Raw genomic sequence first — 20,942 nt, forward strand, 5'->3', positions numbered from 1 at the left:
CCCGCAAACGCGGGGGTGACGGGCTAGATGATGGGGACCGCGTGATGCGAGCCTCACGCATCCTTACCCTCATAGGCCTCCACGATTCGGCCGACGATCGGGTGACGGACCACGTCGGCGGCGGTGAAGCGCACCGTGCCGATGCCCTGCACGCCCTCGAGCCGGCTCACCGCATCGGCAAGGCCAGACGCGCCGACGCCGCCGGGAAGATCGACCTGCTTGGGGTCGCCGCAGATCACCATCCGGCTGTTCATGCCGAAACGGGTCAGGAACATCTTCATCTGCGCAGGGGTGGTGTTCTGCGCCTCGTCAAGGATGATGAAGCTGTCAGCCAGCGTGCGGCCGCGCATGAACGCCAGCGGGGCGATCTCGATCTCGCCGCTGGCGATCCGCCGCTCGACCTGTTCGGCAGGCAGCGTGTCGTAGAGCGCATCGTAGAGCGGGCGAAGGTACGGATCGACCTTCTCCTTCATGTCGCCGGGCAGGAAGCCCAGCCGCTCGCCCGCCTCGACCGCGGGGCGCGACAGGATCAGCCGGTTGACGCTGCCGGTGATCAGCTGGCTGACCGCCTGCGCCACCGCCAGATAGGTCTTGCCGGTGCCCGCCGGGCCCAATGCGAAGATGATGTCGTCGCGGACCAGAGATTTCATGTACTCGGTCTGCGTCGCCGAACGCGGCACGATGGTCTTCTTGCGCGTGCGGATCATGATGCCGGGCGGTTCTGCGACCTCGGAGCGCACGATGCCTTCGAGCGTCGGCTCAGCCGACATGCTGATCAGCGCCTCGACCGCGCCTTCATCGATATCCAAACCTTGCTCGATCCTTTTGTGCAGACCCACCAGCACGTCGCGCGCGCGGGCCGCGCTTTCGGCCTCGCCTTCGATCTGGATGCGGTTGCCGCGTGCAGCGATATAGACGCCAAGCCTGTTCTCGATCGCGACGAGGTTCTTGTCGAACTGGCCGAACAGCGGGCCGAGCAATGTCGGCTCGTCGAACTCCACCCCGATCCGCGCCTTGTTGGCGGGTTCGGGTCGGTTGAACGGGAAATCGGTGCCATAGACCGGGGAGAGCCTGGCGCTCTGCGGTTCGGGCTTGCCGCGAAACTTGCCGCCATCGCCGCCGCGCCGGTCGCCGCCGCTGCTGCCGCCCTGCTTGCGCGCCATCAGGCGGTCACCAGCGCAAGGGCCTGGCCCTCGAGGCTGTTGGGCCCGGCGGAGACAAGTTCGACATCGATCAGATCGCCGATCCCGGCGCCGGGCGCCACGACATGCACCGATTGCAGCCAGGGCGACTTGCCGACCAGCTGACCCGGCTTGCGGCCCTCGCGTTCGAGCAGCACGCGCGTGCGCTGGCCGACGGTGGTCTGGTTGAAGGCCTGTTGCTGCTCGCCCAGCAATGACTGCAGGCGCTGCAACCGCTCGTCCATGATCTCGGGGCTGATCTGATCCTCCATGTCGGCAGCGGGCGTGCCGGGGCGCGATGAATATTTGAAGCTGTAGGCCTGCGCGTAATTGGCGGCGCGCACGATATCGAGCGTCGCCTGGAAGTCCGCCTCGGTCTCGCCGGGGAAGCCGACGATAAAGTCACCCGAAAGCGCGATATCGGGCCGTGCGGCCCGCACCTTGTCGATGATCGCGAGATAGCTCGCCGCATTGTGGCTGCGGTTCATCGCCTTGAGGATGCGATCCGAGCCCGACTGCACCGGCAGATGCAGATAGGGCATCAGCTTGTCGATATCGCGGTGCGCGGCGATCAGGCCCTCGGTCATGTCGTTGGGGTGGCTGGTGGTGTAGCGGATCCGCTCCAGCCCGGGCATCGCGGCCAGCACCTCGATCAGCCCTTCGAGCCCCTGGCTGCGGCCGCTGGCATCATCGCCCGTCCAGGCGTTGACGTTCTGGCCGAGCAGGGTGATTTCCTTCACCCCGCCATCGACCAGCGCCTTGGCCTCCTCGACCAGATCAGCGAACGGGCGGCTGATTTCGGCACCGCGGGTATAGGGCACCACGCAATAGGTGCAGAACTTGTCGCAGCCTTCCTGCACGGTGAGGAAGGCGGAAGGGCGCGGCTGGCGGGCGCGTCCGGGCAGCGCACCGAATTTGGTGACCGCAGGCATGTCGGTGTCGACCGCCGTTTTCCGGGTGCTGCGCGCCTGCTCGATCAATTGCGGCAGGCGGTGATAGGCCTGCGGCCCCACGACGATGTCGACGGTCGGTGCGCGCCGGGCGATTTCCTCGCCCTCGGCCTGCGCGACGCAGCCTGCGACCGCGATCATCGGTTTGGAACCGTCCTCGCGCTTCAACCGACCGATATCCGAATAGACCCGCGCCACTGCCTTCTCGCGGATGTGGCAAGTGTTGAGAATCACCAGATCGGCATCCTCGCGCTGGTCTGCGGCCTGCATCCCCTGCGCGCTCAGCATCTCGCCCATCCGCTCGCCGTCATAGACGTTCATCTGGCAGCCGAACGAGGTGACGAAATAGCGGCGGGGTCCGCCTTCCGCATCAGGCACGGAAGACGGGGGCACAAGTGTATCGGTGGATTGGCTCATGGATACAGCCGCTATACAGCCGGAATGCGGCCCAAGGAAGCAGAAAGCGCCGACTCGATGCGCACCCGCGCCTCGGCTGCGATCGCCTTGCGCCCGGGGAAATCGGCGGGGCTGAACGGCTCCAGGAAATGCAGCGTGACCTCGAAGCTGCCCTTGCGGGTGAACAGTCGCAGCGCGTTGTTGGGCGCGGTCTCTTCCCCCACCCAGGCGATGTCATGCGCCGACGCGCCGTAATCGAGGTACATCGGCTGAACCATCACGCCCGGCGGCGGCGGATCGAGCACCTGCAGCAGCGGCGACTTGAACGGCAGCAGGCTGCTGCCATCGGTGGTGGTGCCTTCGGGGAAGATCGTGATCGCCCAGGTCTCGCTGAGCGCATCGCGCAGTTCGTTGATCTGCCCGGCAATCCCCATGCGGTTGCTGCGCGAGACAAACACGGTGTCGTTGAGCTTGCACAGCCAGCCGACCACCGGCCAGCTCTTGATGCCGTCCTGCGCCACGAAAGCGCTGCCGTTGCGTCCGGCGATGACCGGGATGTCGAGCCAGCTCAGATGGTTGGCGATGTAGAACACATCGCGCTTGAGCGGTGTCCCGACGATCTTCACCCGCGCGCCGCAGGCACGGCCGACGGTGCGCAGGAACAATTTGGGCCAGGGATTGGAGAGCCTCAGCGTGCGCCAGATGTAATAGAGCGGAACCATCACCACCAGCGCCACCACGATCAGCCCTGCCCTCAGCGCCAGCCGCACCCGGCCGATCGGCCCGGGATCACGCCAGTGCAGATGCGCCATGTCGGGCGTATCGGGATACAGCGGCGGCGGAGGCGCGGGGGCCGCAAGAGCCTCGCTCATACGCGGTCAGTCTTTGCGGTCGATCGAGACGCCGTACAGTTCCATCCGGTGATCGACCAGCCGATAGCCCAGCTTTTCGGCGATCAGTTTCTGCAGCGCTTCAAGCTCCGGATCGACGAATTCGATCACCTTGCCGGTCTCGACATCGATCAGATGGTCGTGATGCGCCTCGGGCGCGGCTTCGTAACGCGCACGGCCGTCGCCGAAATCGTGGCGGTCGAGGATGCCCGCCTCTTCGAACAGCCGCACCGTGCGATAGACGGTGGCGATCGAGATGCGCGGGTCGATGGCGGAGGCGCGTTCGTGCAACCGCTCGACATCGGGATGATCATCGGCTTCGGACAGGACGCGGGCGATCACGCGCCGCTGATCCGTGATCCGCAGGCCGCGATCGGCGCACAGCGCCTCCAGGTCGATTTTCTGGCGCATGCTGCCCCTTTGACTGCCGTTGATGGTCCAAACCAGACCTGCTGCGCACAAAGGCAGCACCGTGACTGGCCGACGCGGACGATACCGCGCCTGCCAGCCAATTTATCGTGCATCGCAGCAATTGCAACCGCCAGCGGTGGCGGCGCGGCGCGAGCGGTTATTTTACCGGACGCTTGCCCGGCTTGCGGCCCAGACCAATCTTCTTGGCCAGTTCGCGGCGGGTGGCGGCGTAATTCGGCGCGACCATCGGGTAATCGGCGGGCAGGTTCCAGCGCGCGCGATATTCGTCCGGGGTCATGTTGTAATGGGTCATCAGATGGCGCTTGAGCATCTTGAGCTTTTTGCCGTCTTCCAGGCACACGATATAGTCGGGCTTGATCGAGGCGCGCACCGATACCGCAGGTTCGGGACGCTCGACTTCGGCCACCACTTCAGACGGCGACAGGCCATTGAGCGCACGGTGGACGTTTTCGATAAGGGTAGGAATGTCTGACACGGCAACGCTGTTGTTGCTGACATGTGCAGCCACAATGTCTGCTGTAAGCGTGATCAGCGTTTCGTGCATTTCAAATTCGGTGTCCGCCATAATGAATGATCCCGTTTCTATATTTTGATTAACGACCCTTAATCCGACACTATGTCCGGACGGGCGCGGTATGCAAGAACAGACTGCTGGCGTCAATGTCATTGTTGCCAGTCAGCGCCACTCGATTGGCAAATGTAACATGATAAGGAACCGATAATTTGCGCAACTACTTATAGTGTCAGGGCAAGTGTCAGTGCATCATAAAGCTTAGAATCGGCGCCCTTATAGTAATTCTTGCGCAGACCGACCTGAGTGAAACCAAATTTATGGTAAAGATGACTGGCAGGATTGTTGCTTCGCATCTCGAGAAAAATCCGGCCAACGCCTGCATCTTTCGCATTTTCAATCACTTGGGTGAGAAGCGAAGAACCAGCCCCAAATTGACGCCATTCTGGCATCACCGCAATCAGCAAAAGTTCTTCCTCGTCCCCGATGCGACGCGACATCGAAAAACCGATCGGCTCACCGGGCTGCGCTTCGGGCGGACGCGGAAGAATTTCGGCGACGATCGCGTGCGTCAGCGGCATCGCCAGCATCGAGCGGGTCTGGCTGTGGTTCCATGCCTCGCCGTAGACCGGATCGAACGCCGCCTGCATGACCTGCATGATCGGCCCGACCGCATCCTCGGCCGCGAGGCCGGAAATCAGCTGATACGGCGGCGGATCAGCATCTGGGCTGCGGGCCCCGGTCATCACGCTCAAACCGGTGCGACTGCGGGGGCAGGCGGCTGGACCGCCATCGGCTTGGCGTCCGCGCCGCGTCCATAGACCGGATCGGCCGCCAGCGTGCGCGCGTCGGGCGCGAGCAGCAGCGCGGACCCTGCATCGGGCAGCATCGGCTGCGCCGTGCCGAAACCGCGCGCGGCGACCAGCGCCTGCGCCATCGATCCTGCGACATGCATGCGGGTGCAGGCAGCCGCCGCAGCGTCCGGCGTCAGCGAGGCCAGCGCGCCGGTCGCGACACCCCGGGCATCGAAGCCCTGGACGAAATATTCCCCATGCCCGCCGGTCATCGCCACATCGACCCCTGCGCCATCGGCGGCTTCTGCCAGCGCCATCGCGGCGACCAGAGACATCGTGGAATAGCCGCTGACCGGCACGTTCCACGCGAGGCCCAACGCGCGCGCGGCGGCGAGCCCGACCCTTACACCGGTAAAGCTGCCCGGCCCGCAGTTGACCAGAACCGCTGCGGCGCGGCCCTTGCCAGGCAGCCGCGCGATCATCGGCACCAGCCTTTCGGCATGGCCGCGGCCCATCACCGCATGGTCGGAGGCGATCAGCGCTCCGCGGTCGAACAGCGCGACCGAGCATGCCTCGGTGGCTGTGTCGATGACGAGAAGGGTATCGGGTTCGGGTGCCATACCCGATCCGCGCTAGCCGATTGTGTTGAAGCGGTCAAAACCGGGGCGCGGGCTGCGGTCGAAAATCGTCGACGGATCGCCATAGCCAAGCGTGGAGATGAAGTTCGACTTCACATTTGGTTGATCGGCAAAGAACGCGGCATCGACTGCGGCATTGTCGAAACCCGACATCGGACCGGTGTCGAGCCCCAGCGCGCGCGCCGCCATGATGAAATAGGCACCCTGCAGCGACGAGTTGCGCAGCGCGGAGTCGCGGCGGAACTGCTCCTTGCCCTCGCCGATGAACCAGCTGCGCGCATCGGTGTGCGGGAAAAGCTCGGGCAGCAATTCGTAAAATTCGAGGTCCATGCCGATGATCACTGAGACCGGCGCTGCCAGGATCTTGGTGGCGTTCGCCTCCATGCAGCATGCCGCGAGCTTGCGCTTGGCCTCGTCCGACACGCACCACACCAGCCGCGAAGGCAGCATGTTGGCCGATGTCGGCCCCATCTTCATCAGGTCCCAGATGGCATGCAGTTGCTCGGTCGAAACGCTCTGGTCGGTATAGCCGTTATAGGTCCGCGCGGTGCGGAAAAGCTGGTCGAGCGCGCTGTCGTCGAGCGGTGCAGTCATGAAATCCGGGATCCTTGTTGCAGGCGTTGGGGGAGGATGATCGGCAGATGCGCGTCAGGCGGCGCGGACCTCGATCACCTCGGGCACATAATGCTTGAGCAGCGATTCGATGCCGTGCTTGAGCGTCGCGCTGGACGACGGGCAGCCCGAACAGGCGCCCTGCATCTGCAGATAGACCACGCCCTTGTCGAACCCGCGATAAAGGATGTCGCCGCCATCATTGGCGACCGCGGGGCGGACGCGCGTCTCGATCAGTTCCTTGATCTGCGCGACGATATCCTCGTCCTCGGGGTTGCTCGGCCAGTCGGCATCTTCTGCCGGAACCGCGATCCCGGCTGCGGTCGCTGCGCGGAACAGCGGCATGTCGGCGGAGAAATGGTCGAGCAGCACCGAAAGCACATCGCCCTTGAGCGCGGACCAGTCGGTCCCCGGCCCTGCGGTGACTGAAATGAAGTTGTGGCCGAAGAACACGCCGGACACATCGCCGAGGCCAAACAGCGCCTCTGCCAATGGCGAGGCCACGGCCTCTTCGGGCGAAGCGAAATCGCGGGTTCCCATGTCCATGACCTTGCGGCCCGGAAGGAACTTGAGCGTGGCGGGGTTCGGGGTGGTTTCGGTTTCTATCAGCATGCCACGGTATCTGGGGCAGCGGCCCGCGCTTCGCAAGGCAGTTTTTCTTTCAGCCGCCCAGCCCCGGCGCCGCATTCGGCCCGGATTGCGAAGACCTTCTGCCGCATATTCACTGGCCAGTCAGAATTGCGCTGCCTATACATTGCCGCATGACCTTTCCCCTGATGCGCCCTGCGCGCGTGGCCGCTGCGCTGGCGGCGCTTTCCCTGGTTCTTTCCGCGCCTTTAGTGGCCCAGCTGCCGGGCGAGCCCGTGGCCAGCGGCACCGACGAAAATGGCAAGCCGCTGCGGCCGCCCAATCTGGAACCGGGTGAAAAGACGCCCTGGCTTTACCGTGGCAGCAACGTGCCGGTCGACAAGGAATGGACCTTTGGCGAGCTGAGCAACGGCGTGCGCTACGCGGTCAGGCGCAACGGGGTTCCGCCGGGCCAGGTTTCCATCCGCGTCCGGATCGATGCCGGATCGATGATGGAGACCGATGCCGAGCAGGGCTTTGCCCATCTGCTCGAGCATCTGACCTTCCGCGGGTCCAAATATGTTCCTGATGGCGAGGCGATTCGCATCTGGCAGCGGCTGGGCGCAAGCTTCGGCAGCGACAGCAACGCCGAGACCACGCCCACCCACACCGTCTACAAGCTCGACCTGCCCGCCGCGACGCCCGCCGGGCTGGACGAGAGCATGAAGATCCTGTCGGGCATGATCCGCGAGCCAGGGCTGACCGCAGAGGCAGTGACCGCCGAGGTGCCGGTGGTGATGGCCGAGCTGCGTGAGCGTTCGGGCGCGCAGGTGCGCGTCGGCGATGCCACGCGCCAATTGTTCTTTGCCGGGCAGAAGCTTGCCGAACGCTCGCCGATCGGCAAGCCCGAGACACTGAACGCGGCGACATCGCCAGCGGTGCGCGCCTTCCACGAACGCTGGTACCGGCCCGAGAACACGGTCATCGTGATCGCAGGCGATGTCGAGCCCGCAACGCTCGAGGCGCTGATCAAGACGCATTATGGCGACTGGAAGGTCAAGGGCAAGCAGGCCCCCTATCCCGGCTTCGGCGCGCCGGACCCGGCAAAGCCGGTGGCGCGCGCGATGGTCGAGCCGGGCTTTCCCTATCTGGTCAGCATGGGAATCCTGCGGCCGTGGAAGCCGGTCAACGACACCATCGCCTATAACCAGCAACTGCTGATCGACTTGGTCGCGACCCAGTTGATCAACCGGCGGCTCGAAGGCCGCGCGCGGGGCGGCGGCAGCTTCCTGCAGGCGCAGGTGAACGCCGAGGACGTCAGCCGCTCGGTCGACGGCACGTTCGTCTCGATCGTACCGATCGGCGATGACTGGCAGGCTGCGCTTGCCGATGTGCGCGGCGTGCTGGCCGACGCCACCACCACCGCCCCCACGCCCGAAGAGATCGCCCGCGAAATGGCCGAGTTCGACGCCGCGCTCGCGGTGCGCGTCGAAAGCGCAGAGACCGAGGCCGGATCCAAGCAGGCCGACGACATCATTGGCGCGGTCGATATCCGCGAGACCATCGCCGCACCGCAGACCGCGCTCGACGTGTTCCGCGGGATGACTGCGATGTACACCCCCGAGCGGCTGCTCGAGGCGACCCAGCGGCTGTTCAGCGGAGTTACCACGCGTGCGATCCTGATCTCGCCCCAGGCCGTGCCCGAAGCCGAAAAGCTGCTCAACACCGCGCTCACCCGCGACGTGACCGCCGATGCCAGCGCCAGGCTGGCGGCCGCAGCGGTGACCTTCGATGATCTGCCCGACCTCGGCGCGCCGGGGAAGGTGACTCAAGTCACCGATCTGAGGATGCTGGGCATCGAGATGGTCGAGCTGTCGAATGGCGTGAAGGCCATACTCTATCCCAATGACGCCGAAGTCTCCAAGATCATGGTCAAGGTGCGCTTCGGCAACGGCTATCAGGCCTTCCCCGCCGACAAGCCTTCGCTCGCCTGGGCGGGCCAGGCCGCGCTGGTCGCCAGCGGCGTCGGCGAGATCGGGCAGGAAGGGCTCGACCGGCTGACCAACGGCCGCCGCATCGGCTTCGGCTTCGAGATCGAGAACGACGCGTTCGCCTTCTCCGCCGACACCCGCCGCAGCGATCTGGCCGACCAGCTCAAGCTGCTCGCTGCCAAGCTTGCCGCGCCGCGCTGGGACCCCAACCCGGTGCGCCGCGCCAAGGCGGGGACCGAGCTGGCCTATCGCAGCTTCTCGATGTCGCCGCAGACGGTGCTCGAGCGCGATCTGAGCTATCTCACCCGCAACCGCGATCCGCGCTGGAAGGTGCCGAGCCCGCAGGATGCCGCCGCGCTCACCCCCGAGGCGTTCCGCGCCACCTGGGAACCCCTGCTCGCGCAGGGACCGATCGAGGTGCTGCTGTTCGGCGATTTCGAAAAGGCCGAGGCACTCGCCGCGCTCGAGAAGACCTTTGGCGCTCTGCCCCCGCGCGCAGCGGTTCCGGTGGTGAGCGGTGCCGATTCGCTTACCTTCCCCGCCCCCACCGCAGAGCCCGTCGTGGTGCGGCATGAAGGTGCGCCCGATCAGGCGGCGGCGTTCCTCGGCTGGCCGACCGGCGGCGGCATCATCGATGTCCAGGAAAGCCGCCAGCTCGAGATCCTGACCGCGATCTTCAACAGCCGCCTGTTCGATCAGCTGCGCGCGCAGGCAGGGGCAAGCTACGCTCCGCAGGTGCTCAACAACTGGCCGATCGCATTCGACAAGGGCGGTTATGTCGGCGTGATCGGACAGCTTGCGCCCGAAAATGTCGGCAAGTTCTTCGACATCGCCAACTCGATCGCAGCAGACCTTGCCGCCACGCCGGTGAGCGCCGACGAGCTGTCCCGGGCGACCGAACCGCTGCGGCAGCTGGTGTCGCGGGCCAGCACCGGCAACAATTTCTGGCTCAACCAGCTGCAAGGCGCGACCCGCGATCCGCGCCGGATCTCTGCGCTGCGCACGATCCTGCCGGACTACACCGTGACCACGCCCGAAAGGATGCAGGCGCTGGCCGCGAAATATCTGGTCAAGGACAAGGCATGGTCGTTCGTGGTCCTGCCCGAGGAGGCGCCCGCACCCACGGGTCGCTGAGGTCAGACCGAAACCAGACGTCCAGACGCAAGAACGCCCCGGCGGGATGATCCCGCCGGGGCGTTTTGGTGTTCAGGCCCGTGTTGCGGGCGGATTGTCGATCAGGACAGCTGACCGGGCATTTCGTCGGGGCCGCGGCCCGGCTCGATCACATCGGGCTGGACGGGGTCCATCTCGGGCGGCTCGCGAACCGGATCTTCCATCGGCGGGTCGTTGACGGGCAACTCGCTGGGGGTTTGCGGATCGATACGGTCAGGCGGGGGAATTGCAGGATCTTCGGGACGTGTAGCCATGATGAGGTTCCTTTCGGTGTCATATCTACGCCTGCCCGGTCACCCGGTTGCGCCATCGTGGCACCAGTCGCCATGAAAACCCCAGATTTGCCCCCCTTGCCCTTTGTGGCAACCTTCTTTAGACGCACGCGCTTGATTACCGCGACGCGGGCGTGGCGAAACTGGTAGACGCGCCAGATTTAGGTTCTGGTATCGAAAGATGTGGGGGTTCAAGTCCCTTCGCCCGCACCATCGTCCTGATGGCCGGGAAAGGGAGCAATCACCCTTTCAAAACATGGAAAGACAAGAGTTTAAGCCGATGCAGATTGTCGAGACGCTGAACGAAGGCCTCAAGCGGGCCTATACCATCACCATCGCTGCCAAGGATCTGGAAGCACGGGTGGATGCAGAAGTGAAAAAGATTGCCCCGCAGGTGCGGATGCCCGGCTTCCGCCCGGGCAAGGTGCCTGCGAATCTGATTCGCAAGATGCATGGCGAGTCGATTCATGCCGATGCGCTGAACTCGACCATCCAGGAAAGCGTCGACAAGGCGATTCGCGAGAACAACCTGCGTCCCGCCATCCAGCCTTCGGTCGATCTGGCCGAGGATTATGCCGCAGGCAAGGACGCCGAAATCAAGCTGTCGCTTGAAGTCTTGCCGCAGGTGCCTGCACCCTCGATCGATTCGATCACGCTCGAGCGGCTGACCGTCGAGCCCGGCGATGCCGCGGTGACCGAAGCGCTGCAGCGCATCGCCGATGGCCAGAAGAGCTACGAGACCGCCGCCAAGAGCTACAAGGCCAAGGACGGCGACCAGGTGATCATCGACTTTGAAGGCAAGGTCGATGGCGTTCCGTTCGAAGGCGGCAAGGGCGAAGGCATGGCCGTCGTCATCGGTTCGGGCCAGCTCATCCCCGGCTTCGAAGACCAGCTCGTCGGCCTCAAGGCCAATGACGAAGCCGTCATCAACGTGACCTTCCCCGCCGAATACGGCGCCAAGGATCTGGCCGGCAAGGCCGCGACCTTCGACATTGTCGTGGGCGAAGTGAAGAAGCCCGGCGACACCAAGCTGGACGACGATTTCGCCAAGTCGCTTGGTCTCGAGAGCCTCGAGCAGCTCACCGGCCTGATCAAGGGCCAGCTGGAGCAGGAACTGGGCGGCCTGACCCGCACCCACATGAAGCGTCGCCTGCTCGACCAGCTCGCCGAAACCCATGATTTCGAAGTCCCGCCCTCGATGGTGGAAGCCGAGTTCGAGCAGATCTGGGCGCAGCTGGAGCAGGAAGCATCGCAGGAAGAAGACGTCGAGGCCGCGCGCGCCGAGATGGAAAAGGACCGCGAGGAGTATCGCTCGATCGCGGTGCGCCGCGTGCGTCTGGGCCTGCTGCTCTCCGAGATCGGCCAGGCCAATGGCGTGGAAGTCTCGCAGCAGGAAATGAGCATGCTGGTGGCACAGGCCGCGCAGCAGTATCGCCAGGAAGACCGCCAGCGCTTTGCCGAATACATCCAGCAGACGCCGATGGCCGCAGCCCAGCTGCGCGCTCCGCTGTATGAAGACAAGGTCGTCGACTTCCTGTTCGACAAGGCGACGATCACCGAGCGCAAGGTGACTCGCGAGGAACTGGAAGCCGCGATCGAAGCCGAGGAAGACGGCGGTCACGTCCATGGGCCCGATTGCGGTCACGACCATGGCCATGACGAAAAGCCCAAGGCCAAGAAGGCTGCTCCGAAGAAGGCGGCCAAGAAGGACGCCGAACCCGCTGCACAGCCCGAAGCCGAAGCTGCTGAAAAGCCCGCGAAAAAGGCGCCTGCCAAAAAGGCTGCTGCAAAGGCTGAAGAGCCTGCCGCAGAAGTTGCAGACGCCAAGCCTGCTGCAAAGAAGGCCGCTCCGAAAAAGGCTGCCGCCAAAAAGGCCTGACCATCACGCATTGCCTGACCCTCTCCCTTGATGGGAGAGGGTTGCGCAGACTTGGCAGCTCGCTGCCTAGTCGAAGCTGGGTGAGGGTGTCAGCGACGCTGGCGCTTCCCATCACCCTCATCCAACTGCGCCTAGCCGCGCTTCGCTCGGCAAGGCTTCGTATCCTTCTCCCATCAAGGGAGAAGGCAGGCCTGCTGTCAAATCAGCGCGGCGCCGCCATCGGGGCTTGAACTCTTGGGCAAACAGGCCGATTTAGACGGCTGATATACAAGAGCAGAAAGAAGGCCCGTTTATGTACGATACCGTCCGCGATGCTTTGGTTCCGATTGTCATCGAGCAGTCGAACCGCGGAGAGCGCAGCTTTGACATTTTCTCGCGGCTGCTGCGTGAGCGTATCGTGTTCGTCACCGGCGAGGTCGAGGACAACATGGCCTCGCTGATCGTGGCGCAGCTGCTGTTCCTCGAATCGGAGAATCCCAAGAAGGATATCTCGATGTACATCAACTCGCCCGGTGGCGTAGTCACCGCCGGCATGGCGATCTATGACACCATGCAGTACATCCGCCCTCGCGTGGCGACCGTGTGCATCGGCCAGGCCGCATCAATGGGCAGCTTCCTGCTCGCTGCAGGCGAACCCGGCATGCGCACCGCGCTGTCGAACGCCCGGATCATGGTGCACCAGCCTTCGGGCGGCGCGCGCGGCATGGCATCGGACATCGAGATCCAGGCGCGCGAGATCCTGCGCATTCGCAAGCGCATGAACGACCTTTACGTGCAGTTCACCGGCAAGGACCTTGCGACCATCGAAAAGGCGATGGATCGCGACACCTTCCTGGAAGCGCACGAGGCCAAGGAATTCGGCCTGGTCGATCATGTGATGGAAAAGCGCCCTTCGCCCTCTGAAGATTCAGGGAATTAACAGGTTTTGCATCCTATATCAGGATGCCCCGTTGCCTGTGCTGCTGCAGGTTCAGGCGCGACACCGGTCGGCATGATCGGTGTTGCGTGTTGAATTCTGCGTTTTTGGCATTAGGCTGAAACGTCACGTTCCGGGCACCCAAGCGCCGGAACAGAAGGAAGAGCTATGACCAAGCTGAGCGGTTCCGATTCGAAGAGCACCCTGTACTGCTCTTTCTGCGGAAAATCGCAGCATGAAGTGCGCAAGCTGATTGCCGGGCCCACCGTGTTCATCTGCGATGAGTGCGTCGAGCTGTGCAACGACATCATCCGCGAGGAATCCAAGGCTGGCCTGGCTGGCAAGAAGGATGGCGGCGTACCTACCCCGCAGGAAATCTGCGACGTGCTGAACGATTACGTCATCGGCCAGAACCGCGCCAAGCGGGTGCTGTCGGTCGCGGTGCACAACCACTACAAAAGGCTCAACCACTCGGGCAAGGGCTCGGGCGAGGTTGAACTCGCCAAGTCGAACATCCTGCTCGTCGGCCCCACCGGCTGCGGCAAGACGCTGCTCGCGCAGACGCTGGCCAAGACCTTCGACGTGCCCTTCACCATGGCCGATGCTACCACGCTGACCGAGGCGGGTTATGTCGGCGAGGATGTCGAGAACATCATCCTCAAGCTGCTCCAGGCCTCTGACTACAACGTCGAGAAGGCGCAGCGCGGGATCGTCTATATCGACGAGATCGACAAGATCAGCCGCAAGGCCGAAAACCCCTCGATCACCCGCGATGTCTCGGGCGAAGGTGTGCAGCAGGCTTTGCTCAAGCTGATGGAAGGCACCACCGCCAGCGTTCCGCCGCAGGGCGGGCGCAAGCATCCGCAGCAGGAGTTCCTGCAGGTCGACACCACCAACATCCTGTTCATCTGCGGCGGGGCGTTTGCGGGTCTGGAAAAGATCATCGGTGATCGTCTGCAGGGCAAGTCGATCGGGTTCGGCGCGCATGTCGCCTCGCCCGAGGAACGCAAGACCGGAGAGATGCTCACCAAGACCGAGCCTGAGGATCTGCTCAAGTTCGGCCTGATCCCCGAATTCGTCGGTCGCCTGCCGGTCATCGCGACCCTGGAAGACCTGGATATCACCGCTTTGGTGCAGATCCTGAAGGAGCCCAAGAACGCGCTGATCAAGCAGTATCAGAAGCTGTTCGAGCTCGAGGACGTGGAGCTGAGCTTCACCGAGGACGCGCTCGAGGCGATCGCCAAGAAGGCGATCGAACGCAAGACCGGCGCACGCGGCCTGCGCTCGATCGTCGAGGCGATGCTGCTCGATACCATGTTCGAGCTTCCCGGCATGAAGGGCGTTGCCGAGATCGTGGTCGACAAGGATGTGGTCGAGGGCCGCAAGGACCCGATCCAGGTATTTGCCGCCAAGGACAAGATCGAGGCGGGCGACGCCGCCTGATCGATCGATCGCTGCTTGCCGCGGCGGTTCCGGACTGATTGAAAAGGGCGCGGGGGCTGACCTCCGCGCCCTTTTTGCATGGCCGAGCGCGAGTCGAACCGTTCGCAGGTGCAGCATGCGCGGCCATGTCGCAAACATCGCCATTTTGCCGCGCAGAGGCGTGTCATTTATGCCGCAGTTGCGAACAAAACGTCCTGAAGCGTCAACAAGGGTCCCAAGCCCGATTGGCCTGCAGGGTGCCTGATGTTGATTCAACTCACTGAGTTATAACGATATATTGTCAAGGAAAAGCGAGCGTCGAGCCACTGTCATATCGTGACTTAAAACTGTCACATATCCTTCACATTGTTTTCGCTTTTATGTCCTTAGCGCCGACTAGTGCGCCGCTCATCTCTTGATTGTGAGAGCGCTTTCATAGCCGCCAGTGTCCACCGGGCGGCAAGAAACGGGGAAAAGACACATGCAAATTCGCTATTATCTCGCAGCGAGCGCTGCGGCGCTCTCGCTGGCCACCGTCATGGCGGCCCCTGCGCATGCTCAGGAAACGACTTCGTCTATCCGTGGTTCCGTCACCGGCGACGGTCAGCCGCTGGTCGGCGCTGAAGTCCGCGTCATCCACACACCTTCGGGCACCGTGGCTTCGACCGTCACCGATTCGTCGGGCACGTTCAGCGCATCCGGCCTGCGTCTCGGCGGTCCCTTCACCATCGAAGTGAACGCACCGGGCTTTGAACAGTCGTCGGTCACCGACATCTTCCTGCAGGCAGGCCAGCCCTTCCGTCTGCCGATCGAACTGCAGTCGCAGGCCGTCATCGTCGTGACCGCATCGTCGATCGCCGCTTCGACCTCGCTGGAATCGGGCGCAGGCACCGTGCTGACCGCGCGTGACATCGCAGGCGTCTCGAACGTCAACCGCGACATCCGCAACCTGGCCGCACGCGATCCGCGCGTGAACCTCGATCCCACCAACGGCGGCGCGATCTCGATCGCGGGACAGAACAACCGCTTCAACCGCTTCACCGTCGACGGCGTCGCGTTCGGCGATCCTTTCGGTCTGGAAGCCGGCGGCCTGGTGTCGACCCGCGGTCCGGTTCCGCTCGATGCGATCGGCGAATTCTCGGTCGAAGTCGCGCCTGTCGACATCCAGCAGGGCTTCTTCCAGGGCGGCGCGATCAACGCGCAGCTCAAGTCGGGTTCGAACCGCTTTACGGGCCTTGCCGGCTTCTATTATGCCGATGACAGCCTGCGCGGCGACACCGCCCGCGGCCTGCGTCGCGCTGGTGCCTATGAATCGAAGATCTACACCGCGCAGCTCACCGGCCCGCTCATCAAGGACAAGCTGTTCTTCTCGCTGACCTATGAGCGGCTGCGTGACGTGGTGCCCGCACCCCTCGAACCGGCAGCTCTGGGCATTACCGATGCGCAGATCAGCAACATCTCGTCGATCGCGCAGAGCGTCTACAATTTCGACACTCAGGGCGTCGCCGGAAACATTCCGGAAAAGGACGACAAGTTCGTCGCCAAGGTGGACTGGAACATCGCCGACGGTCACCGCGCGACCTTCACCTACATCTACAACAAGGGCAACGTGACCGCTGGCCAGACCGGCATCGGTGCACTGGCGGCGACCAACCCGAACTTCGCCTTGCTCTCGAACAACTACAACCAGGGCGCCACCAACCACTTCGGCATCGTCCAGTTCAACGACCAGTGGACCGACAACTTCTCGACCCAGCTGCGTGCGTCCTACGCCGACTATGTCCGTCTGCAGCAGCCCTTCGGCGCCAATGCATTCGGTGAGTTCCGCACCTGCCTTGACCCGGTCTCGCCTGCTCCGATCACCGGTCAGACCGCTGCCCAGGCAGCCCTTGCCTGTTCTGCAGGCCAGCGCCAGCTGACCTTTGGTCCGGACGTCAGCCGCCAGGCCAACGAACTGGATGCTCAGTCGCTGAACATCGAGTTCCAGGCCACGCTGCAGCTCAACAACCACACGCTGAAGCTGATCGCCGAGCGCCGCACGCAGGACATCCGCAACCTGTTTGCACAGCGCGTCTCGGGTGCCTTCTACTTCGACTCGATTGCAGGGCTTCAGAACCGTCGCGCCAGCGAGCTCGACTTTGCCGTTCCGCTGCGCGGCGGCATTGACACCGTCACCGCCGAGTTCGAGAACAACAGCTGGACCTTTGGTCTGCAGGACACCGTTGATGTCACCGACACTCTGGTCGTGACCGCCGGTTTCCGCTGGGACCTGTTCGACTCGCCGGATCGCCCGTTCGTCAACAACGACTTCTTCAACCGCTTCGGCTTCACCAACGCGCAGACCCTCAACGGTCGCCAGCTGTTCCAGCCGCGCTTCGGCCTGAACTGGAAGCCGACCGATCGTCTGACCATCCGTGGTTCGGCCGGCCTGTTCGGTGGCGGCAACCCCAACGTGTGGATTTCGAACAGCTATTCGAACCCCGGTCCGACGCTGGGCCGCGCGCAGGTTCGCCGTGTGCAGGGCCTCAACGGTGCACCTGATACCTTCGCGATCGCAGGCATCACCGGCCTGACCGCCGCGCAGGTGCAGGCCATCGGCGCTGCCACGCTGAACAACGTCTCGGGCGGCACCGGCATCCCGCAGGCACTGATCGATGCGATCCGCACCACCGGCACCGCACAGGCACCGACCAACGCGCTCGACCCGAACTTCAAGGTGCCCTCGCAGTGGCGCGTTTCGGGAACCATCGACTATAACGCCGATCTCGGCTTCCTGGGCGACAACTGGAACTTCGGCGTCGATGTGGTCTATTCGAAGGTGAAGGACGGTCTGGAATGGACCGACCTGCGCTCGGTCGCGACCGGCGTTCTGCCCGATGGCCGTCCGCGCTACAGCGTGCTGCCCGGCCAGGGCGCGACCACCAACACCGACATCCTGATGACCAACCGTGATCAGGGTTACAGCTGGAACATCGTGGCCCGGTTCGACAAGCGCTGGGACAACGGCCTGCGTCTGGGCGGTGCCTATACCTACCAGCGTGCCAAGGATCTCAACCCGGGCACCTCGTCGGTGGCGTTCTCGAACTACACCAACTCGGCGGCAGAAGATCCGAACTTCTCGGCTTATGGCATCTCCAACTACCAGCGTGACGATGCCTTCCGTCTGGTGGCCGGCTATGACGCAAAGCTGTTCGGCGACAACACCACCCGGTTCGAGCTGTTCTTCAACTCGCTCTCGGGCCAGCGCTACAGCTACACCTTTGCCGACCAGGCATCGGGCAACAACCGTTCGGCGGTCTTCGGTACCACCGGCACCAACAACCGCTACACCATGTATGTGCCCAATGTCGCCTCGGCGACGGCCGACCCGCTGGTCAGCTATGCGGCTGGCTTCGACTTTGCCGGCTTCCAGCGCTTCGTCCAGGGTTCCGAGCTGAACAAGTATCAGGGCCGCATCGCACCGAAGAACATCGGCAAGAGCCCCCGCTACAACAAGCTTGACCTGTCGCTGCGTCAGGAAGTTCCGTTCGTGCTTGGTGCCAAGCTCGAGCTGCTGGCGGACGTCGAAAACGTCCTCAATCTGCTCGACTCCGATTGGGGCACCATCCGTCAGGTTGGCTTCCCCTATTACGGCACGCTGGTGAACGTGACCTGCGCAACACCGGCCTGCACTCAGTATGTGTATGCCAACCGCACCGGCACCACGTTCCAGCGTCCGGCCGAAGCGGTGAACTTCAACGGTTCGCTGTGGTCGGTTCGCTTCGGCGCACGCATCACCTTCTGATCTAGCCTATTCCCTTCATGGGAGAGGATCGGGGCGCGGTGGTTTCGACCATCGCGCCCTTTTTCTTAGGCCATGTCTCGAGCGTTACGGACACGAAAAAGCCCCCTGTTCCGCCGTGGAACAGGGGGCTTTTTGATTGGCGAACGGTTGGGCTCAGCCCTTCAGATCGGGCGGAAGCGCTTCGTCCTTGAGCATAGCGACGACCTCGTCGAGGCTGAGGAACTGCTGCTGCTGCTGCCCCAGGCGGCGCAATGCCACGGTGCGCTGTTCGGCCTCCTGCTTACCGACCACCAGGATGTTGGGGACCCGTCCGACCGAATGCTCGCGCACCTTGTAGTTGATCTTCTCGTTGCGCAGATCCTCCTCGACACGGATTCCCGCCGCCTGCAGCGCTGCGACCACCTCCCGCGCGTAATCGTCGGCGTCCGAAACGATCGTCGCGACCACCGCCTGCACCGGCGCGAGCCATAGCGGGAACTTGCCCGCATAATGCTCGATCAGGATGCCGATGAAACGCTCGTAGCTGCCCAGGATCGCCCGGTGCAGCATGATCGGGCGGTGGCGGTTGCCATCCTCGGCGATGTAGCTGGCATCGAGCCGCTCGGGCAGCACGGTATCGGTCTGGATCGTGCCGACCTGCCAGGTACGGCCGATCGCATCGGTGAGGTGAAACTCCAGCTTGGGCGCGTAGAAGGCGCCTTCGCCCGGAAGCTCTTCCCAGCCCCAATCTTCCGTGTTGCGGCCCGTGGCGGCGACCGCATCGCGCATCGACTGCTCCGACCAGTCCCACATTTCGTCGGTGCCGAAGCGCTTTTCGGGGCGCAAGGCGAGCTTGATCGCGTAGTCGCCAAAGCCCAGGTCCTTGTAGACGACATCAAGCAGGTCGCAGAACTGGCTGATCTCCTGGACCAGCTGGTCCTCGCGGCAGAAGATGTGCGCGTCGTCCTGCGTGAACTGGCGCACCCGCATCAGCCCGTGCAGGGCGCCGTGCGGCTCATTGCGGTGGCAGCAGCCCATCTCGGCGAGCCTGAGCGGCAGGTCGCGATAGCTCTTGATGCCCTGGCGAAAAATCAGCACGTGCGCAGGGCAGTTCATCGGCTTCAGCGCCATCCAGGCAGCATCATTCGACACCACCGGGCCTTCGTCCTCGGTGTTGGGCACCTCGTCGGGGATGACGAACATGTTCTCGCGATATTTGCCCCAGTGCCCGGACTGCTCCCACTGGCGCGCATCCATCACCTGCGGGGTCTTGACCTCGAGATAGCCCGCGGCATCGAGACGGCGGCGCATATACGCTTCGAGCGCCCGGTAGATCACGAAGCCGCGCGGGTGCCAGAACACCGATCCATGCGCCTCGGCCTGCAAATGGAACAGGTCCATCTCCGCGCCGATCTTGCGGTGGTCGCGCTTGGCGGCCTCCTCCAGCCGGACCAGATGCGCATCGAGCTGCTTCTTGTTGAGCCAGCCGGTGCCATAGATGCGCGAGAGTTGCGGGTTGCGCTGGTCGCCGCGCCAGTACGCCCCCGACACGCGCGTCAGCTTGAACGCAGCAGGATCGAGCCTGCCGGTCGAGGCGAGATGCGGCCCGCGACACATGTCCATCCACTCGCCGCCCGACCAGTAGACGGTGATCTCGTCGCCCTGCGGCAATTCGGCGGCCCATTCGGCCTTGAAGGTCTCGCCCTGCTCGGTCCAGCGCGCGATCAGCGCGTCGCGCTCCCATACTTCGCGGCGCAGCGGCTTGTTGGCGGCGATGATGCGGCGCATCTCCGCCTCGATCACCGGCAGGTCCTCGTCGGTGAACGGGCGTTCCTTTGGCGCAAAGTCGTAATAGAAGCCATCGTCGGTCGAAGGCCCGAAGGTGATCTGCGTTCCCGGGAACAGGCTCTGCACCGCTTCGGCCAGGATATGCGCGAAATCGTGCCGCGCCAGCTCCAGCGCATCGGCCTCGTCGCGTGCGGTAACCAGCGCCAGCTGCGCATCCCCCTCGAACGGCCGCATGATATCGCGCAGCTCGCCATCGACCCGCGCGGCGATTGCCGCCTTGGCAAGGCCGGGGCCGATCGCGGCCGCGACATCCGCCGGAGTCGACCCTTGCGGCATCTCGCGCACCGAACCATCGGGCAGGCTGATCTTCAGAAGCTCGGACATATTGCGTGTCTTTCCTGTCGCTTGTTCCTGCGCCATGGCACAATCCGGCGCAGCCCAAAAGGGGCCAAGTTTCAGCGCCTGGGATGAAAAGGAAGTGCGAGGAGCCGACGCCAGAGCCACCCGCACCGGGCGGCTGGAACGTCGCAGCAATCAGCCCGCGACGAACCGCCCCCGGTTGCCCGGAGTGGTGGTAGTCGCAAGGGTTGTGCGGATGCTCGCCATGGGCGGGGTATAGCGGGGATTGGCAGGCGAGTCACTAGGGCGGGTGCGATCCCTTTCCCCTCCCGCATGCGGGAGGGGTGGCTGAGCCGCAGGCGAAGCCGGGGTGGGCGTGACCCGCAGCGAATTCCAGGCCCACCCCGGCCCGGAAAGCCGGGCCTGCC

General features: G+C 64.0%; 16 protein-coding genes and 1 tRNA gene. 6 read left to right on the plus strand and 11 right to left on the minus strand.

Going from position 1 to position 20,942, the window contains the following annotated elements; genetic code table 11:
* Positions 1 to 53: 53 nt before the first annotated feature.
* From IP68_RS14405 to IP68_RS14445, 9 genes are all read right to left on the minus strand, one after another.
* Positions 54 to 1,163 carry a PhoH family protein gene (locus IP68_RS14405; RefSeq protein WP_231684023.1) on the minus strand — a complete coding sequence of 370 codons (1,110 nt, stop codon included), beginning with the start codon at positions 1,161 to 1,163 and terminating at the stop codon, positions 54 to 56.
* Positions 1,163 to 2,548 (minus strand): tRNA (N6-isopentenyl adenosine(37)-C2)-methylthiotransferase MiaB, encoded by a 1,386-nt coding sequence (gene miaB / locus IP68_RS14410; protein WP_054135689.1) that lies wholly within the window; start codon positions 2,546 to 2,548, stop codon positions 1,163 to 1,165. The genes IP68_RS14405 and miaB overlap by 1 nt, the downstream gene beginning before the upstream one ends.
* A gap of 11 nt (positions 2,549 to 2,559) precedes the next feature.
* A complete protein-coding gene (locus IP68_RS14415; protein ID WP_054135690.1) occupies positions 2,560 to 3,399 on the minus strand; it encodes a 1-acyl-sn-glycerol-3-phosphate acyltransferase in 840 nt (279 codons plus the stop codon).
* Between the two features lie 6 nt (positions 3,400 to 3,405).
* A complete protein-coding gene (locus IP68_RS14420; RefSeq protein WP_054135691.1) occupies positions 3,406 to 3,828 on the minus strand; it encodes a Fur family transcriptional regulator in 423 nt (140 codons plus the stop codon).
* A gap of 157 nt (positions 3,829 to 3,985) precedes the next feature.
* On the minus strand, positions 3,986 to 4,414 hold the full coding sequence (locus tag IP68_RS14425; protein ID WP_054135692.1) for a MucR family transcriptional regulator: 429 nt from the start codon (positions 4,412 to 4,414) through the stop codon (positions 3,986 to 3,988).
* A 170-nt stretch (positions 4,415 to 4,584) separates the two neighbouring features.
* Positions 4,585 to 5,106, minus strand: a complete 522-nt coding sequence (locus IP68_RS14430) for a GNAT family N-acetyltransferase (protein WP_231684025.1) — start codon at positions 5,104 to 5,106, stop codon at positions 4,585 to 4,587.
* Positions 5,107 to 5,111: 5 nt separating this feature from the next.
* Positions 5,112 to 5,774 carry a tRNA (adenosine(37)-N6)-threonylcarbamoyltransferase complex dimerization subunit type 1 TsaB gene (tsaB, locus tag IP68_RS14435; RefSeq protein WP_054135693.1) on the minus strand — a complete coding sequence of 221 codons (663 nt, stop codon included), beginning with the start codon at positions 5,772 to 5,774 and terminating at the stop codon, positions 5,112 to 5,114.
* A 12-nt stretch (positions 5,775 to 5,786) separates the two neighbouring features.
* Positions 5,787 to 6,386 carry a malonic semialdehyde reductase gene (locus tag IP68_RS14440; protein ID WP_054135694.1) on the minus strand — a complete coding sequence of 200 codons (600 nt, stop codon included), beginning with the start codon at positions 6,384 to 6,386 and terminating at the stop codon, positions 5,787 to 5,789.
* Between the two features lie 54 nt (positions 6,387 to 6,440).
* Positions 6,441 to 7,016, minus strand: a complete 576-nt coding sequence (locus IP68_RS14445; RefSeq protein ID WP_054135695.1) for a NifU family protein — start codon at positions 7,014 to 7,016, stop codon at positions 6,441 to 6,443.
* A 149-nt stretch (positions 7,017 to 7,165) separates the two neighbouring features.
* Here IP68_RS14445 and IP68_RS14450 point away from each other — a divergent pair, with 149 nt between their 5' ends.
* Positions 7,166 to 10,096: a pitrilysin family protein gene (locus IP68_RS14450; RefSeq protein WP_054135696.1), complete on the plus strand. Its 2,931-nt coding sequence runs from the start codon at positions 7,166 to 7,168 to the stop codon at positions 10,094 to 10,096.
* 101 nt (positions 10,097 to 10,197) lie between these two features.
* On the opposite strand, the gene IP68_RS14455 is transcribed toward IP68_RS14450, so the two are convergent.
* The gene (locus IP68_RS14455; protein ID WP_054135697.1) at positions 10,198 to 10,389 is read right to left on the minus strand and encodes a hypothetical protein; all 192 of its coding nucleotides are present in this window, start codon (positions 10,387 to 10,389) and stop codon (positions 10,198 to 10,200) included.
* A gap of 146 nt (positions 10,390 to 10,535) precedes the next feature.
* Between IP68_RS14455 and IP68_RS14460 the strand changes: the two genes are divergently transcribed.
* From IP68_RS14460 to IP68_RS14480, 5 genes are all read left to right on the plus strand, one after another.
* A tRNA-Leu gene (locus IP68_RS14460) sits at positions 10,536 to 10,620 on the plus strand.
* A gap of 67 nt (positions 10,621 to 10,687) precedes the next feature.
* Entirely contained in the window at positions 10,688 to 12,286 is a 1,599-nt protein-coding gene (gene tig, locus IP68_RS14465) for a trigger factor (RefSeq protein ID WP_054135698.1), read from the plus strand.
* A gap of 292 nt (positions 12,287 to 12,578) precedes the next feature.
* Positions 12,579 to 13,205 carry an ATP-dependent Clp endopeptidase proteolytic subunit ClpP gene (clpP, locus tag IP68_RS14470; protein WP_054135699.1) on the plus strand — a complete coding sequence of 209 codons (627 nt, stop codon included), beginning with the start codon at positions 12,579 to 12,581 and terminating at the stop codon, positions 13,203 to 13,205.
* Between the two features lie 165 nt (positions 13,206 to 13,370).
* A complete protein-coding gene (clpX, locus tag IP68_RS14475) occupies positions 13,371 to 14,645 on the plus strand; it encodes an ATP-dependent Clp protease ATP-binding subunit ClpX (protein ID WP_017671687.1) in 1,275 nt (424 codons plus the stop codon).
* 460 nt (positions 14,646 to 15,105) lie between these two features.
* On the plus strand, positions 15,106 to 18,408 hold the full coding sequence (locus IP68_RS14480) for a TonB-dependent receptor (protein ID WP_054135700.1): 3,303 nt from the start codon (positions 15,106 to 15,108) through the stop codon (positions 18,406 to 18,408).
* A 153-nt stretch (positions 18,409 to 18,561) separates the two neighbouring features.
* Here IP68_RS14480 and thrS read toward each other — a convergent pair whose 3' ends face one another.
* Positions 18,562 to 20,559 carry a threonine--tRNA ligase gene (gene thrS, locus IP68_RS14485; RefSeq protein ID WP_054135701.1) on the minus strand — a complete coding sequence of 666 codons (1,998 nt, stop codon included), beginning with the start codon at positions 20,557 to 20,559 and terminating at the stop codon, positions 18,562 to 18,564.
* Positions 20,560 to 20,942: the final 383 nt, after the last annotated feature.

Origin of the sequence: Blastomonas sp. AAP25 (assembly GCF_001295965.1) — a bacterium.
In the GTDB taxonomy this organism is placed as follows: Bacteria; Pseudomonadota; Alphaproteobacteria; order Sphingomonadales; family Sphingomonadaceae; genus Blastomonas; species Blastomonas fulva.